This is a genomic window from Morganella sp. HSTU-ASny43, from assembly GCF_022819185.1.
Classification (GTDB): Bacteria; Pseudomonadota; Gammaproteobacteria; order Enterobacterales; family Enterobacteriaceae; genus Morganella; species Morganella morganii.
Map to the genome: position 1 here is coordinate 16,418 of NZ_WSPG01000013.1, position 15,318 is coordinate 31,735.

15 protein-coding genes and 1 tRNA gene are annotated in these 15,318 nt (G+C 50.0%); 11 read left to right on the plus strand and 5 right to left on the minus strand.

Annotated elements, in window-relative coordinates; genetic code table 11:
• Positions 1-109: 109 nt before the first annotated feature.
• On the minus strand, positions 110-817 hold the full coding sequence (locus tag GN208_RS08795) for a S24 family peptidase (protein ID WP_004235063.1): 708 nt from the start codon (positions 815-817) through the stop codon (positions 110-112).
• A gap of 365 nt (positions 818-1,182) precedes the next feature.
• Here GN208_RS08795 and GN208_RS08800 point away from each other — a divergent pair, with 365 nt between their 5' ends.
• The 5 genes from GN208_RS08800 (at position 1,183) to GN208_RS08820 (ending at position 3,036) form a co-directional block, all read left to right on the plus strand.
• Complete coding sequence (locus GN208_RS08800; protein WP_004235065.1) at positions 1,183-1,620, plus strand: hypothetical protein; 438 nt, start codon at positions 1,183-1,185, stop codon at positions 1,618-1,620.
• A gap of 72 nt (positions 1,621-1,692) precedes the next feature.
• The gene (locus GN208_RS08805) at positions 1,693-1,887 is read left to right on the plus strand and encodes a phage holin family protein (protein ID WP_004235068.1); all 195 of its coding nucleotides are present in this window, start codon (positions 1,693-1,695) and stop codon (positions 1,885-1,887) included.
• Positions 1,877-2,353: a lysozyme gene (locus GN208_RS08810; RefSeq protein WP_004235069.1), complete on the plus strand. Its 477-nt coding sequence runs from the start codon at positions 1,877-1,879 to the stop codon at positions 2,351-2,353. Before GN208_RS08805 ends, GN208_RS08810 begins: the two co-directional genes overlap by 11 nt.
• Positions 2,335-2,493: a hypothetical protein gene (locus GN208_RS08815; protein ID WP_004239826.1), complete on the plus strand. Its 159-nt coding sequence runs from the start codon at positions 2,335-2,337 to the stop codon at positions 2,491-2,493. Before GN208_RS08810 ends, GN208_RS08815 begins: the two co-directional genes overlap by 19 nt.
• Positions 2,494-2,718: 225 nt before the next feature.
• Positions 2,719-3,036, plus strand: a complete 318-nt coding sequence (locus GN208_RS08820) for a hypothetical protein (protein ID WP_004235071.1) — start codon at positions 2,719-2,721, stop codon at positions 3,034-3,036.
• 385 nt (positions 3,037-3,421) lie between these two features.
• Here the strand turns inward: GN208_RS08820 and GN208_RS08825 are convergent.
• Together GN208_RS08825 and dsdC are read right to left on the minus strand one after the other, a co-directional pair.
• Positions 3,422-3,496: transfer RNA gene (locus GN208_RS08825), tRNA-Arg, on the minus strand.
• A gap of 192 nt (positions 3,497-3,688) precedes the next feature.
• A complete protein-coding gene (dsdC, locus tag GN208_RS08830; RefSeq protein ID WP_004235072.1) occupies positions 3,689-4,654 on the minus strand; it encodes a DNA-binding transcriptional regulator DsdC in 966 nt (321 codons plus the stop codon).
• A gap of 217 nt (positions 4,655-4,871) precedes the next feature.
• On the opposite strand from dsdC, the gene dsdX reads away from it, so the two are divergent.
• Both dsdX and GN208_RS08840 read left to right on the plus strand, forming a co-directional pair.
• On the plus strand, positions 4,872-6,209 hold the full coding sequence (dsdX, locus tag GN208_RS08835) for a D-serine transporter DsdX (RefSeq protein WP_243828339.1): 1,338 nt from the start codon (positions 4,872-4,874) through the stop codon (positions 6,207-6,209).
• Between the two features lie 12 nt (positions 6,210-6,221).
• Positions 6,222-7,556 carry a D-serine ammonia-lyase gene (locus tag GN208_RS08840; RefSeq protein ID WP_061057463.1) on the plus strand — a complete coding sequence of 445 codons (1,335 nt, stop codon included), beginning with the start codon at positions 6,222-6,224 and terminating at the stop codon, positions 7,554-7,556.
• A gap of 65 nt (positions 7,557-7,621) precedes the next feature.
• On the opposite strand, the gene proC is transcribed toward GN208_RS08840, so the two are convergent.
• Positions 7,622-8,431 carry a pyrroline-5-carboxylate reductase gene (proC, locus tag GN208_RS08845; protein ID WP_032098653.1) on the minus strand — a complete coding sequence of 270 codons (810 nt, stop codon included), beginning with the start codon at positions 8,429-8,431 and terminating at the stop codon, positions 7,622-7,624.
• Between the two features lie 182 nt (positions 8,432-8,613).
• Here proC and mlaA point away from each other — a divergent pair, with 182 nt between their 5' ends.
• Complete coding sequence (gene mlaA, locus GN208_RS08850) at positions 8,614-9,372, plus strand: phospholipid-binding lipoprotein MlaA (RefSeq protein ID WP_004239833.1); 759 nt, start codon at positions 8,614-8,616, stop codon at positions 9,370-9,372.
• Between the two features lie 73 nt (positions 9,373-9,445).
• On the opposite strand, the gene fadL is transcribed toward mlaA, so the two are convergent.
• Positions 9,446-10,786, minus strand: a complete 1,341-nt coding sequence (gene fadL, locus GN208_RS08855) for a long-chain fatty acid transporter FadL (protein ID WP_004235077.1) — start codon at positions 10,784-10,786, stop codon at positions 9,446-9,448.
• 338 nt (positions 10,787-11,124) lie between these two features.
• Between fadL and GN208_RS08860 the strand changes: the two genes are divergently transcribed.
• The 3 genes from GN208_RS08860 to fadJ all read left to right on the plus strand — a co-directional run bounded on the left by GN208_RS08860 (position 11,125) and on the right by fadJ (position 15,090).
• A complete protein-coding gene (locus GN208_RS08860) occupies positions 11,125-11,421 on the plus strand; it encodes a DUF406 family protein (protein WP_004235078.1) in 297 nt (98 codons plus the stop codon).
• A gap of 210 nt (positions 11,422-11,631) precedes the next feature.
• Positions 11,632-12,924: an acetyl-CoA C-acyltransferase FadI gene (fadI, locus tag GN208_RS08865; RefSeq protein WP_004235079.1), complete on the plus strand. Its 1,293-nt coding sequence runs from the start codon at positions 11,632-11,634 to the stop codon at positions 12,922-12,924.
• Positions 12,925-12,936: 12 nt separating this feature from the next.
• A complete protein-coding gene (fadJ, locus tag GN208_RS08870) occupies positions 12,937-15,090 on the plus strand; it encodes a fatty acid oxidation complex subunit alpha FadJ (protein WP_004235081.1) in 2,154 nt (717 codons plus the stop codon).
• Positions 15,091-15,318: the final 228 nt, after the last annotated feature.

The following is a 15,318-nucleotide window of genomic DNA, read 5'->3' on the forward strand; positions in this document are numbered from 1 at the left end:
AAATACTAATGGTATTATTATAAGGTATTATTTTTTCCGAAAAATAAATACTAAGAGTATTATCTGTGAATAGTAAAATGCCCTCCGGCAGGAGGGCGGCAGGAGATGATTACAGTTTCATCATCATCTGAACGGCAACACCGATAATTTTACAGTCACCGTTAACTTTCATGGCCGGCCACGTCGGGTTGAGTCCTTTCAGATACCAGTTGCCGCCATCGATCACCAGTTTTTTGAACGTTGCTTCGTTAGAATCCGTCAGCTTTGCGACGACCAGGCTGCCATTTTCGGAATCTTTGCCGGTGTCGATCAGGATCAAAGAGCCGTCAGGCACACTCTTGCCGGTTGGTGCGGTCATGGATTCGCCTTCGACTCTCAGCCAGAATGCGGCCCCCTGAACATGGGTTTCTGATTCATACCATTCGTCGATTTGATCCAGCCCGTAAGCTTCATTCGCCTCATTCCAGGCACCCGCCTGTACCCAGCTGATTAACGGGTATCTCGGGGAGGGTTTGTAAGGGCGAAGGCCGGAAATATTGCTGTCAATAGCGGCACTCAGTGCCTGCGCCTCTGCGGCAAGAGACGGACTGAAATCAGAAATAGGGACATTGAGTTGCGTGGCGAACACACTTGCTGTCTGTAAATTCAATGCATTACGGCCGTTAAGATAGTGACCGACGGCGCCCTGGCTGATATTCAGTATGTCAGCAATGCTCTGTTGGGTGATACCCAGCTCTTTTTTCTTTGACTCATACAAAGCTTTCAGTCTTCGGCAGTCTGCCAGCTGTTCTGTCGTCAGTTGTCGTTTTTCATTCATACAATATTAATACCAAAATCAGAATTTTTGTCAATACTAAAGATATTGACATATTTAATAGTTATGATATTATTTGTCTATCAACAGATACTGTTGCCCGCTCTTTAACAGACTGCGCTGAAAAATGCGCACCAACAGCCTGAACCACTCCGTGTGTGAACAGGCTCCGGCATGCTGAATGCATTGCCATCAAAAAAGCATCCCGTAAGCGGGATGGTCGCCGGTATTTCCCGGCACTATTTATATTCAGTAACTTTATTTAAATTTGCCCTGCACATTATTTTTATTTAATGACATCCGGCTCTGCTTCGTTTAATACGCAGCGCAGCCGGTAATTTACAGGATGATACTTCAGAGGATATATTATGACTGAGGAAAAATTTAAAATATACGTCAATATTATCCGGGCCTGCCGGGATTATGATTGCTTTACCAACAGTGATGCTGCGCGATATACAGAGACATCTGAAATATTTATCCGCACATATACCACTATCCTGCATAAAATCGGCAGTCTGATAAAAACAGGGATGGTTAAGCAGGGACGGCATTATATTCCGCAATATGCGGTGGCACCGGATGCTGTCACGCGTCTGTACCGCTATGTCCGTGAAATCAGGGGAGAACCTGAACCTAATCCTGTAATGAAATGTCCGTCAAAGGGAATGAAACGGATTAAATTCTGCGGGCGTGTGGTCAATAAAGCCTTTATTTCTCCGGGGTTCGGATGTTCTGCAATTACCGATATTGATTCACGATTAAAGGCAGTAAGGAATAAAGAACCGAAAACGACCTTACATTAATTTTTATATTTCAGACATTATCTGAGTTTACCTTTCAATAATATTTACGGAACACTCTGCAAGGGAGTGTATATGAGCATGTCAGATAAATATTCCGGGCCCGCAGCATATACCTGGGGGCTTATCACTTCCGTTTTGGGTGTGTTATCGCTGGATCAGTGGGCAGTCCTTATCGGGATTGTCTGCACCATCGGTACATTTTTTATCAATTGGTATTACCGACGGAAAGAGTTTCAGATAAAAGCCGGAGATCATCATGAAGGATAATCTGAGCAAAAAAGTCATTGCTGCAGCAGCTGGCGGCGCAATTTCTACCGCTCTGGTGCTGATTCCGGCCTATGAAGGCGTGGAATACCGGCCCTACCGCGATGTGGCCGGGGTGCTGACTGTCTGTTACGGGCATACCGGTAGTGATATTCAGGCCGGAAAGATTTATACGGCGGATGAATGCGGGGCGCTGCTGCACCGTGATCTGGATAAAATCCGCCGCGCGGTTGATCCGATGATTACGGTTCCTGTGGATGACACCACCCGGGCTGCCATCTATTCCTTTGTTTACAACGTCGGCCCGGGGGCGTTTTCCCGCTCTTCGATGCTGCGAAAACTGAACAGCGGTGATATTGCCGGTGCCTGTGAGGAAATGAAACGCTGGACATTTGCCGGCGGCCGGCAGTGGCAGGGGCTGATTAACCGGCGTGAAGCGGAGAGTGAGGTATGTCGTGCAACCCTGTAGTGCTGATCATTGCCGCGATTCTCATACTGACAGCCTGCCTGCTGGCAGGCTGTTACCTGTATTCACTCCCGGATTACTGTCAGCCGCTGCCGGGACATCCGCGGGCGGCCGTTATCCACTATCAGTGTGAAAATCCATGAATATACTGACAAAAATACTGGCCGGTCTCTGCATTGTAATACTGACTTGTCTGTTGCTGACACTGCATCTGTACAGCGGTGTAAAAGGTAATTATCTGATACTGAAAGATAAGTATGACCAGCAGCTGGCTGTTAATAATCTGACCCGGGTGGCGTTTATGGCCGGACATCATATTGCGCTCAGCAATATCCGGGCAAAGCAGACGGAGGAGGCGGAGCATATCAATGTTAAGACAATTATTAAAACCGTACTTAAAGAGGATGAATGTGCTGCCGCTTCTGTGCCTGGCCGTGTTACCGGCGGGTTGCAGCAATACGAGAGAGACATTCGTGCCCGCGCCGGTGGTGCCGGTTCCGGCTCATCTTCTCGCTGACTGCCCGCTGCCGGTTATCCCGGATGAACTGACTTACGGCGGCGCGATCCTGCTGCTGACGGATGCGATGAAAACAATCGCGGACTGTAATCACGATAAACGGGCAATACGGGAGTTTGAGCAGATGCGGGCTTCCGGAGCGGAAAGTAACAAAGGAAATGTGCTGTGAGGGTGGGCAGACGGTTATCAGCATTGTTGTTAACAACTGCTGTAAATGCGGGTGTGAATGTAAAGAGCCGGAAAAACCGGAACTGACGTGTCCGCCTGTAACGCCGAAACCTACGTGTCCGCCTGTAACGCCGAAACCTACGTGTCCGCCGGTCACTCAGACATGTACACCGCCGGATACACCGACAACACCAACATTTACTGGTGGGTTTACGCTCGATTTTTGATGCAGCTATAATTTCAAACATTAAATCAGCAATGCCCCGCTAAATTGCGGGGCTTTTTTATCCGGAGGATAGATTATAACTGCCGGGATCACGGACATTTTTTCCGAATCCGGTAAGTCTGGTGTTCATATTGTGGATACGGACAGACGAGCGGTATTTTGGTGTCCCCTGCAGGAATCGAACCTGCAATTAGCCCTTAGGAGGGGCTTGTTATATCCATTTAACTAAGAGGACATGATGTCTGATGGTATGGCCGGTTTTGCGGCGGGTCATATGTTAACGCTCAACCCCGCATTCTATCAAGTCTTTATTTCCGCTTTGTTTTTTCTTCGTTTCCGGTTACCGGTGCGTTTTTTATGTGGTGCGCCGGTCCCGGATGTGCAGATTGAACGCATTACCTGCGGGATCCCGGGTGTCCGGCTGTATTTATGGCAATGTCTTCGTAACCTTTTGTTTCAGCCACGAAATAAAGATATCTGCTTTCGGATTACGCCTGTCTCCAAGCATAGCAAAGTAATATCGCTGACTGCATGTCAGTGAAATATCGCCGAAGGGCATCACCAGCATCCGGCTCTGAATACGTTTTTCCACCAGTTGTTTACGTCCCATCGCGACACCGGCATGATTCATCGCGGCCACAATCGCCAAATCTGAACGATCAAAACACAAATTGCGCCGGTGAGGGAATAAATCAGGCTGATAGTGTTCACTCCAGGCTTTCCATTCGTCGTAATCCGAGTTACTGCTCCATGCCTGGCGGTCATGTAATAACATGCAGTTCCTGAGCTGATGAATATTGTTATGCAGCTCATAACGTTTCGCATATTCCGGGCTGCAAACCGGCACGATTGATTCTGACATCAAATCTTCGCAATAGAGATTAGGTCTTGATATATCATCGTAATAAATTGCGATATCAATACCATAGCCGCGGAAATTGACATCATCATTACCGGTTAACAGATTCAGCTGAATAGCCGGGTATTGATCCGTAAAATCCGCGATCCCCGGAATCAGCCAGCATTGCGCCAGTGACGGGCGGGAATAAACCGTTAACTCGCCGGAAATTTCCTGATTTTTGATATCAATGATTTCCTGGTTAATGTCATCCAGGTTTTTCCGTAATGCCCAGTAGATGCGTTCACCGTCTGATGTGAGTTCAACCCGCCGGTGAAAACGCTCAAATAACCGGAAACCCAGTTCACTTTCGAGGGTATTGATACGGTGGCTTACCGCGCCGGGCGTCAGAGCCAGTTCCTGGGCTGCCAGAGCAAATGAACTGTGCCGTGCCGCCGCTTCGAAAGTATGCAGACGTGACAGCTGATGACCTGATACCCGTTTGTTTCGCCGCAGGGATCCCGATGGTTCATACCGGTTTATATCCGATGACATAGCCACTCCCTTTTTATTATGCAGGATGATTTTACATAAAGAATACCGCGTTTAAGGTGAATTTATATGATGCAATTCACGGAAAAAGTGCTGATTTTGATGAATGTCACGCATTTGAGTTAACCCAGCTAACCCAAGGCTCCGGTTTCATCGTTTGTCACCCCTGAATATTTATTATCCAATGAATGCACAACAACAATATAACCAGGGGTAGGATATGGACTCTGTAATGTGGATGATCGGCACGCTGGTTTTCAGTATCTTGCTGATTATTATTTTAATTATTAAATTTAAGTTTCACCCGTTTTTAGCACTGCTGCTCACCAGCTTTTTTGTCGGTATCGCCATGAATATGGAACCGCAGGATATGGTCAGCGCCATCGAAAACGGGATTGGCGGGACACTCGGATTTTTGGCGGCCATTATCGGACTGGGAACCATACTCGGGAAGATGATGGAAATATCCGGCGCTGCTGAGCGAATCGGGATCACGCTGGAAAAATGCCGCTGGTTAAGTCCCGATGTCACCATGATATTGATCGGCCTTATTTGTGGTATCACACTGTTTGTCGAAGTCGGGGTTGTATTACTGATCCCGCTGGCATTTTCGATTGCCAAAAAAACAAATACCTCATTATTAAAACTGGCGATTCCGTTATGTACGGCGCTGATGGCCGTACACTGCATTATTCCGCCGCATCCTGCTGCGTTATTTGTCACCAATGAACTCGGCGCGGATATCGGAACGGTGATAGTGGCCGGGTTAGTGGTGGGGCTGGTTGCATCGCTGATTGGCGGGCCGCTGTTCCTGAAATTTTTGGGGGATCGTTTACCGTTCAAAGTTGTACCGGCCGCGTTTGCTGACCTGAAAGTCCGTGAAGAAAAAGATTTACCCTCATTAGGCGCGGCGTTATTTACGGTTCTGCTGCCGATTGTGCTCATGCTGATCAAAACAACCGCTGATTTAAACATGAGCAAAGATAGCCCGTTATTCATCTTTTTATTGTTTATCGGTAATCCGATAACTGCGATGTTTATCGCCGCTTTTGCCGCTTATTACGTATTGGGTATCCGCCGGAATATGGGAATGAGCGTCCTGCTCAGCAAAACAGAAGAAAGTTTTAGTTCGATTGCGAATATCTTGTTGATTATCGGGGCGGGAGGTGCATTTAACGGCATCCTGAAAGGCAGCGGGCTGAGTGATTCTCTGGCACTGGTGCTGTCCGGTATCGATATACACCCGATTTTACTTGCCTGGCTGGTGGCTATCATTCTTCATGCCGCAGTCGGATCAGCAACGGTCGCCATGATGGGCGCGACTGCAATCGTGGCTCCGCTGATGCCGCTGTACCCGCACATCAGCCCTGAAATTATGACGCTGGCTATCGGCTCCGGGGCAATCGGCTGCACCATTGTGACTGATTCCTTATTCTGGCTGGTGAAACAATATTGTAATGCCACGCTGGCGGAAACATTCCGTTATTACAGTGTCGCCACGCTGATTGCATCCGTTGTCGCGCTGGCCGGCACCTTTGCACTTTCCTATGTGATTTAAAAGAGAGTAATGATGACTCAGATTAATATTGAAAAGTTAATTGCTGACTATCCATTGGTTCAGAAACTGATTGATTTAAAACAGGTGGCATGGTTTAACCCCAGCGTAACCACCACGGAAGCGGGTTTGCCGTATGTGGGACTAACGCTTGAGGATGTGAAGGATGCACAAGCACGCTTAAGCCGCTTTGCCCCGTATCTGATGGAAGCCTTTCCTGAAACACAGGTCATGCAGGGGATCATTGAATCTGAAGCGGTAGCGATTCCGGAGATGCAGGCAGCTCTTGCGGCACGCTATCAGACGCCGCTGACAGGGAAAATGTATCTCAAAAAAGACAGTCATCTGCCGATCTCCGGTTCGATAAAAGCGCGTGGCGGGATCTATGAAGTGCTGACCCATGCGGAAAAATTAGCGCTGGAGGCAGGATTGCTGTCAACCGGTGATGATTATGCGGTGTTATTCTCGGATAAATTCAGGCAGTTTTTCAGTCAGTATCGTATTGCTGTCGGATCAACCGGTAACTTAGGGATGTCCATCGGCATTATGAGCGCGAAGCTGGGTTTCAGTGTCAGTGTGCACATGTCTGCGGATGCCAGACAATGGAAAAAAGACAAATTACGTTCTCATGGTGTCAATGTTGTTGAGTATGAACAGGATTACAGTATCGCGGTGGAGCAGGGGCGTAAGGAAGCCGAAAAAGATCCGTCCTGCTTCTTTATTGATGATGAGAACTCCTCCACACTCTTTTTAGGCTATGCGGTGGCGGGTCTGCGGCTGAAAACGCAATTTGCAGAAAAGGGAATTACCGTTGATGAGCAGCATCCGCTGTTTGTGTATTTACCGTGCGGTGTCGGCGGGGGCCCCGGCGGTGTTGCATTCGGATTAAAACTGGCATTTGGTGATGCGGTGCATTGTTTCTTTGCGGAACCGACACATTCACCCTGTATGCTGCTCGGGGTGCATACCGGTCTTCATGATGCCATCTCTGTTCAGGAAATCGGTATTGATAATATTACTGCGGCCGATGGGCTTGCGGTCGGCCGGGCATCCGGATTTGTCGGCCGGGCCATGGAGCGGCTGATCGACGGTTATTACACCATTGACGATGCGGAAATGTATAACCTGTTAGGATTGCTTGATCAGACGGAAGCTATCCGGCTGGAACCTTCCGCTTTAGCGGGCATGCCCGGTTGTGTGCATGTGACCCGGAATCAGGCGTATTTACAGGCTGAATCGCTGGCACCGGAACGGATGGCGAATGCCACACATCTGGTCTGGGCAACCGGCGGCGGCATGGTTCCGGAAGATGAGATGCAGAAATATTTATCACAGGCCAAAGGTAACTGACAGGGCGGTGAGCAACTGAACAGACCGGGACCGGCGCGATTGTTGCCGGTTCCGGTATCAGGTGATTATTTACGGCTCATTTCCTGTGATTTTTCTGTCGCACTGCGGACACCGGCTATCACCGCCTGACGTAAACCCATTTCTTCCAGTTTGATGACTGCTTCAATCGTGGTGCCGCCCGGCGAGCAGACCATATCTTTCAGTTCGCCCGGATGTTTGCCGGTTTCGAGAACCATTTTTGCCGCCCCCATTACGGTTTGTGCTGCAAACTCATAGGCTTGTTTACGCGGCATACCGCCAGCCACAGCCGCATCTGCCATTGCTTCAATAAACATAAAAACATACGCAGGAGCAGACCCGCTGACGCCGATCACGGCATCAATCAGTGATTCAGGGACTAACTCAGCGCGGCCGAAACTGCGGCACAGTGACATCACCAGCTCAGTTTCTTCATCCGTCAGATAAGCATTAACGGTAACGGATGTCATCGCGGCATTGACCAGCGCGGGGGTGTTCGGCATCAGACGGATCACTTTGGCGGATGACGGCAGGGCGGCTTCCAGAGCTTCCAGAGTCACACCGGCGGCCATCGAAACAATCAGGGTATCCGCTTTAAGGCAAGGGGAAATATCACGTAATACACCGGGAACGGCGTAAGGCTTTACACCTATAAAAATAATATCGGATTGTTCCGCCACCCGCTGAGCCTGTGTCTCACCGTGAACACCGAATTCCTGCGCCACGCGGTCGGTACTGGCCGGGCTGTGGTTATGTACAAAAACAGTATCAGGGGAAATAATTTTTCCTGAAATCAGGCCGTTAAGGATGGCTTTTCCCATATTTCCGCAACCAATAAATCCGACTTTTTTATTCATGATGGCTCCTGTATTGCTGACAAAGACTGACCTGAAGAGCAGGATACCACTCTGTGCTGCCGGGGTAACCCGGTAATTTCGGCATGATTTACATACACAAATATACAAAATCCGGGTAATATTGACCTATTATAGATACGTGAAACTGTAAATTTTGCTCACGTTTTGGCATGGAGAAACATATGAAGTATCAGGTAAGTGGCCTGACACTTGCTGCGGTGCTGCTGATTGGCGGGTGCGCAAGTTCGGATCAGACACCGGGAACGCGCAGTGATCCGCTTGAAGGATTTAACCGCTCAATGTTCAATTTTAACTATAACGTGCTGGATCCTTATGTGCTCAGACCGGTGGCGGTTGCCTGGCGCGATTATGTGCCGACACCGGCACGAAACGGCACCATCAACTTCCTCGGTAACCTCGAAGAACCGGCCAGTATGGTCAACAACTTTCTGCGCGGGGATTTTTACCAGGGATTTAAGCACTTTAACCGCTTCTTCCTTAACACAGTCTTTGGCCTGGGCGGCCTGATTGATGTCGCGTCTATGGCGAACCCTGAACTGGCGAAAACGGAACCGGCCCGGTTTGGTAATACCCTGGGTTATTATGGTATGGGTTATGGTCCGTATGTGGTTATTCCGGGTTATGGCGGCGCAACACCGCGTGTGGATGGCGGCGACTGGCTCGATACCACATATCCGATGCTGAGTTATCTGACTATCTGGATGGGTGTCGGCAAGTGGGCTATTGAAGGGATTGATAACCGTGCTCAGGCACTGGATGCGGAAGGGGTGCTGCATAACTCCAGCGACCCGTATCTGATGATGCGTGAGGCTTACTTCCAGCGTAATGATTTCCTTGCTTCCGGCGGGGCACTGAAAGTGCAGGAAAACCCGAATGCGGCAGCGATTGCCGATGAGCTGGATTCTATCGACAGCGAATAATGTGCTGGTGGCAGACAAATAAAAAAGTTCTGGTCAGTGACCAGAACTTTTTTTATGCATTCAGACCGGAAAATCAGAAGCTGTAGTTAAAGTTAACACCGTATAACCAGGCTTTACCGGAGGAGCTGAATTCGTAGTTTGGCATTTGCAGGTTCGGGTTACCCAATTTGCCACCGATAGCTGCAAGCTGATCTTTACTCATCAGCGGCTCAGAGATATTAACTTTACGCCCGTGCATATAGGCGACACCAACATCAACAGACGCATCTTTGTTGAAGGCGTAGGTTGAGCCCAGGCTGAACCAGATACGATCCTGGTCCGGAATAGAGATAGAGCGGTTGTTTGCCGGGACCGGGCTGTCATCAAAGGCAATACCACCACGGAAGGTCCAGTTATCATCATGATAATAAGTGGTACCTAATGCTACGCGGTATGCATTTTTGAAACCTTCATGCTTTTCAAACAGAACGCCGCCGTTACCTTTATCTGTCGCTTTCAGCTCCTGGAATGAATCCCAGCCGGTGTAAGCAAAGGTATAATGAACCGCCCATTTTGGTGCAACGCGGTGATAAGCGGAGAATTCCCAGATATCCGGTAAATTCAGATCCAGTTTACCTTTGGTGGAGCGGTCAAGAAGACCCGGAATGTTTTGGGTGAAATCACCGTCTTTAAATTTCACAGTGACTTTAGAGCGATATGTCAGACTGAAACGGTTATCTTTATCCAGCTCATATAACATCCCCGCATTCCAGCCGTAACCCCAGCCGTCTCCTTTCAGTTTGGCGAGGTTAGAGTTTGCAGGAATTTTTGCTAATGCAGGATTTTTGGTCAGCCCGGCTGCAACCTGGCCCAGCTCACCGGTATGACGCGAAATTTCCGCATCAGCATAAACGGCATTCAGTCCCAGACCAAAGCTGAAGTTATCATTCAGACGATAAGCACCGGCCACGTTAAAGTTGGCCGTCACGAGATCGGTTTTGCCGCCGATAGCACCGGCAGAGTAATTATCTTTAAATTCTGTTGCCAGACCAAAGTTTGTGGTGGTTGATGCACCGACTGACCATTTTTCATTAATCGGCATAATAAAATGCAGATTCGGGACAACCGCGCTTGGCGCGATATCTTTGGCATCAGTGCTGTTACCGGTCAGCGGGGATTTACCGCTGATATCCACTGACGGGTTGATCAGGATCGCACCGGCGGACATGGACGGGCGATCAAATAATGTCATTGCTGCCGGGTTGCGGCTGCCGACGCTGGCATCATCTGCCACGGCACCTTCCCCTGAAAACGCACGTCCGAGTGCAGACGTGGAATACTCATTTAATTGAAAACCCGCCGCAAAAGCCTGAGTTGCTGTTAATGAAACTGCCACTGCCAGTGCTGAACGAGTGAACAGGTTTTTCTGGTTCATGACCAAAACCCTCTTGTTTATTTTGTTTATGTACTACTTTGGTAGTTAGAAGTAGCGCTGGATTGTATGTTTGCTTGTTGATATGACAAATCAGACCAGTTGACAGAGTATAGAATCAGCACACTGAAATGTTATTTTTTTGTACGAAAATAAGCGGATTGAGATGCAAAAATGCGATTTGGATTACAAAAATTTAACAATAACGTGATTTTTGAGAGCAAAAAGTGGCTTTAGCCCGAGTAGATCAAACAATAGATTGAATTTTTATGGTTTACTTTGATAAATGGTATGATTCAGTACTAAGACTGCAGGCTATTTTTAACTAACGGGAGACTGAAATGGCTGATGAAAAAAAACTGTGCAGCGCAGAAGAAACCGCAGCATGCTGCTGTGTGGATGTAGGCACTATTATTGATAACGAAAGCTGCACCTCTTCTTTCGAGCGCGTATTTGCATCTAAAGCAGACGCTGAGCAGATGATGGCAGCACTGACTGCCAAAGCAAATGCAGCAGCATCTGAACCATGCAAAATCCACAGCGAATATAAAGAAACGGCTGACGGCGTTCTGCTGAAAGCGGATTTCACTTTCAGCTGCCAGGCTGAAACACTGATCTTTGAACTGGGTCTGCGTTAATTCATCAGAATAATACGCAAACTAAATTCAGGCCTCCGGTGAATGCGGGGGCCTTTTTTATCGTTTTTTTTGTTATAAAAAGTTTATTTCCTGAGCCACCTCGCAGTTTTCAGTTATTCACATTGCGTGAATGCAACACGATGTTAACAATATCAGCAGGTCAGACCACCGGCAGTTCGTGATAACCTCTCATCATGTAAGGATGAACGAATGAAGCAGGCACAGGCAGAACGCATTGCAGTTGTTGACGGATTACGAACACCGTTTGCCCGGCAGTCCACGGTATACCGTGATATCCCGGCGGTTGAACTTGGCCGGGCGGTGGTGCAGGAACTCCTTTTTCGCCAGTCATTTCCGGCAGAACTGGTTGACCTTGTCGTTTTCGGCCAGGTGATCCAAATGCCTGCCGCGCCCAATATTGCCCGTGAAATTGTGCTCAGTACCGGGTTGCCGGTAACCACAGATGCGTATTCAGTAACCCGTGCCTGTGCCACCAGTTTTCAGGCCATCGCCAATGCGGCACAGGCGATACAGTGCGGACAAAATCAGATAGCCGTCGCAGGCGGGGCAGATTCCGCCTCTGTGCTCCCGATTGGTGTATCACGCAAACTGGCCGGAGTATTACTGGATCTCAGTAAAGCCCGGAAATTATCGCAGAAACTCCGGTTGCTGGCCGCATTGCGGCCGCGCGACCTCCTGCCTGTTGCCCCTGCGGTGGCGGAATATTCCACTGGTCTGCGCATGGGCGATACCGCCGAACAGATGGCAAAACGTTACCATATCAGCCGTCAGGCACAGGATGCGTTCGCCCATCAGTCACATCAGGCCGCCACTCAGGCGTGGACATCCGGTGTCCTGCGCGATGAGGTGATGACCGCCCGTTTCCCGCCGTTCAGTCAGGTATGTGAAGAAGATAATACGCTGCGGAAAAACTCTCTGCCCGGCAGCTATGCACAACTGAAACCGGCATTTGATAAACGTCACGGTACAGTGACAGCGGCAAACAGCACACCACTGACAGATGGCGCGGCAGCCGTATTGATGATGACCGAAGCCCGCGCCCGTGAACTCGGGCTGACGCCGCTGGGCTTTCTGCGCAGTTATGCATTTACGGGTAACGCAGTGCAGGAAGATATGCTGCTGGGGCCGTCGTATGCCGCACCGCTGGCTCTCGATCGCGCCGGTCTGACATTATCTGACCTGACACTGATTGATATGCATGAAGCTTTTGCAGCCCAGGTTCTGACTAACCTGCACTGTTTTGCCAGTGAGGACTTTGCCCGTGAAAAACTCAACCGGACAGCGGCGTTGGGAGAAGTGGATCCGGCGCGGTTTAATGTGCTCGGCGGGTCAATTGCCTACGGACATCCTTTTGCTGCAACCGGTGCCCGGATGGTGACACAAACACTGCGGGAGCTGCGGCGGCGGGGCGGCGGTTTTGCAATGACCACGGCCTGTGCGGCGGGCGGTCTCGGCGTGGCGATGATCTGGGAAACGGAATAAGACGGGAGACTGATGATGACACAACATGATGAAACACCTTCTGCCTTCCGCCTGACTGTGCGTCCGGATCACACCGGGGTCATCACGATTGATGTCCCGGGTGAAAAAGTGAATACCCTGAAGGCGGAGTTTGCCGCACAGTTTGAGGCAGTACTGCGTGATGCCCGGCAAATCCCGGGATTACGGGCAATGGTGATTATCTCCGGTAAACCGGATACGTTTATCGCCGGTGCGGACATTCATATGATAGCCGGATGTACAGAGGCCGCACAGGCGCAGGCACTGTCTGAATCCGGTCAGCGGTTATTTAATCTGATTGAGAATTATCCTCTGCCGGTTGTGGCAGCGATTCACGGCAGCTGTCTCGGCGGCGGACTTGAGCTGGCCATGGCCTGTCACAGCCGTGTTGTCACAGACAGTGATAAAACCCGGCTGGGGCTGCCGGAAGTTCAGTTGGGTCTGTTACCCGGCTCCGGCGGTACACAACGTCTTCCTGCCCTGATCGGGCTGGTGGCCGCCCTGGATATGATGCTGACAGGGCGGCAGTTACGGGCAAAGCAGGCAGTCAAAATGCGGCTGGCCGATGATATTGTTCCGCCGGACATTTTACTGGAAACAGCGGTGGCTCGTGCTTTGTCGGCAAATCCGGCACAGCGGGATCCGGTACCTTTCCGGCAGAGACTGGAAAAAATGAAGGGACTGCGGGATATCATCTTTCGTATAACCCGCAGTCAGGTTCACCGCCGCAGTGGCGGACACTATCCGGCGGCTGAACAGATTATTGACGTGGTGCAGTGCGGCCTTGAAAAAGGCCGGGAGGCCGGGTTTAAAGCCGAAGCCGCGGCATTCGGTAAACTGGCGGTTACCCCGGTATCCGGTGCACTCCGTCATCTCTTTTTTGCCTCAACCGCACTGAAAAAAGAGTCTGCCGATGGGGTAAAACCCGCAGAACTGCATCATGTGGCGGTGCTGGGCGGCGGGCTGATGGGGGCGGGAATTGCCGCGATTACCCGTCAGCGCGCAGGGCTTCCGGTCAGAATCAAAGATGTTTCGCAGGAAGGGGCAAATAAAGCACTGGCTTTTTTCTGGCAGCATCTGAGCAAACAGGTTAAACGCAGACGGCTCTCCCCGCGTGAGCGGACACAACTGATGAGCGGCATGACCGGCACTACGGATTACCGGGGATTTCACCGCATTGATTTTGTGGCGGAAGCGGTTTTCGAATCGCTGGCACTGAAACAACAGATGATTGCTGAGATCGAGGCAGTGACATCACCGGATACTATTTTTGCCTCGAACACCTCGTCACTGCCTATCCGTGATATTGCCGCCAGGGCATCACGGCCTGAAAAGGTGATTGGTTTACATTATTTCAGCCCGGCCGAAAAAATGCCGCTGGCGGAGATTATCCCCCATGAAGGCACTGATGCGGTGACACTGGCAACCACGCTGCAACTGGCGCGCAGACAGGGAAAAACAGCGATTGTGGTTGGTGATAAAGCCGGGTTTTATGTTAACCGGATTCTGGCACCTTATATTACAGAAGCGTTACGTTGTCTGACGGAAGGTGAACCGCCGGAAAAAATTGATAAAGCGCTGACTGATTTCGGTTTTCCGATCGGGCCGGTAGCACTGCTGGACGAAGTGGGCATTGATGTCGGTACAAAAATTATGCCGGTGCTGGAAGCCGCATTTGGTGAGCGGTTTGCACTGCCGCCGCAGCTGGATGCGCTTTTCCGTGACAACCGGCTGGGCAGGAAAAACAAACGCGGATTTTATGATTACACCCCGTTACCGTGGTGGAAACGCTGTGGCCGCAAGGCACCGCGTAAAGCGGATAAAGCGATTTATCCGTTGCTGGGTATCACCGTACAGGAGTGTCTGACATCACAGGAAATCACAGAGCGCTGCCTGATGATGATGTTAAATGAGGCTGTAAGGACGCTGGATGAACAGGTTATCCGTTCACCGGCGGACGGGGATGCCGGCGCGGTGTTTGGTATTGGTTTTCCGCCATTCCTCGGCGGACCATTTTACTATATGGATAGTATGTCAGCCGTCGTTATGACAGAAAAACTGACGGCACTGGCGGCACGTTACGGTGGTCGCTTCACACCGTGTGAGGCATTACAGCAGCGGGCTGCGGATAACCGCCGTTTTTACTGAGGAAGTGCAGTGAAGTCACTGAGAACAAGGGGCGGTTGTTTCATTTTTCTGAACAGGTTCTGAACAAAATTCAGGTTTATCTCTGTGCTGAATCATTTTAATTATGATTAATTTGAGGCAGAATGCCTTTCACCTCCCCTGACGGGGACACAGAAATAACGATAATTTTAAACAGATCATTCTTTGATGTGATACGGCCCGGGGATTCAGACATGACCGTATCCGTCC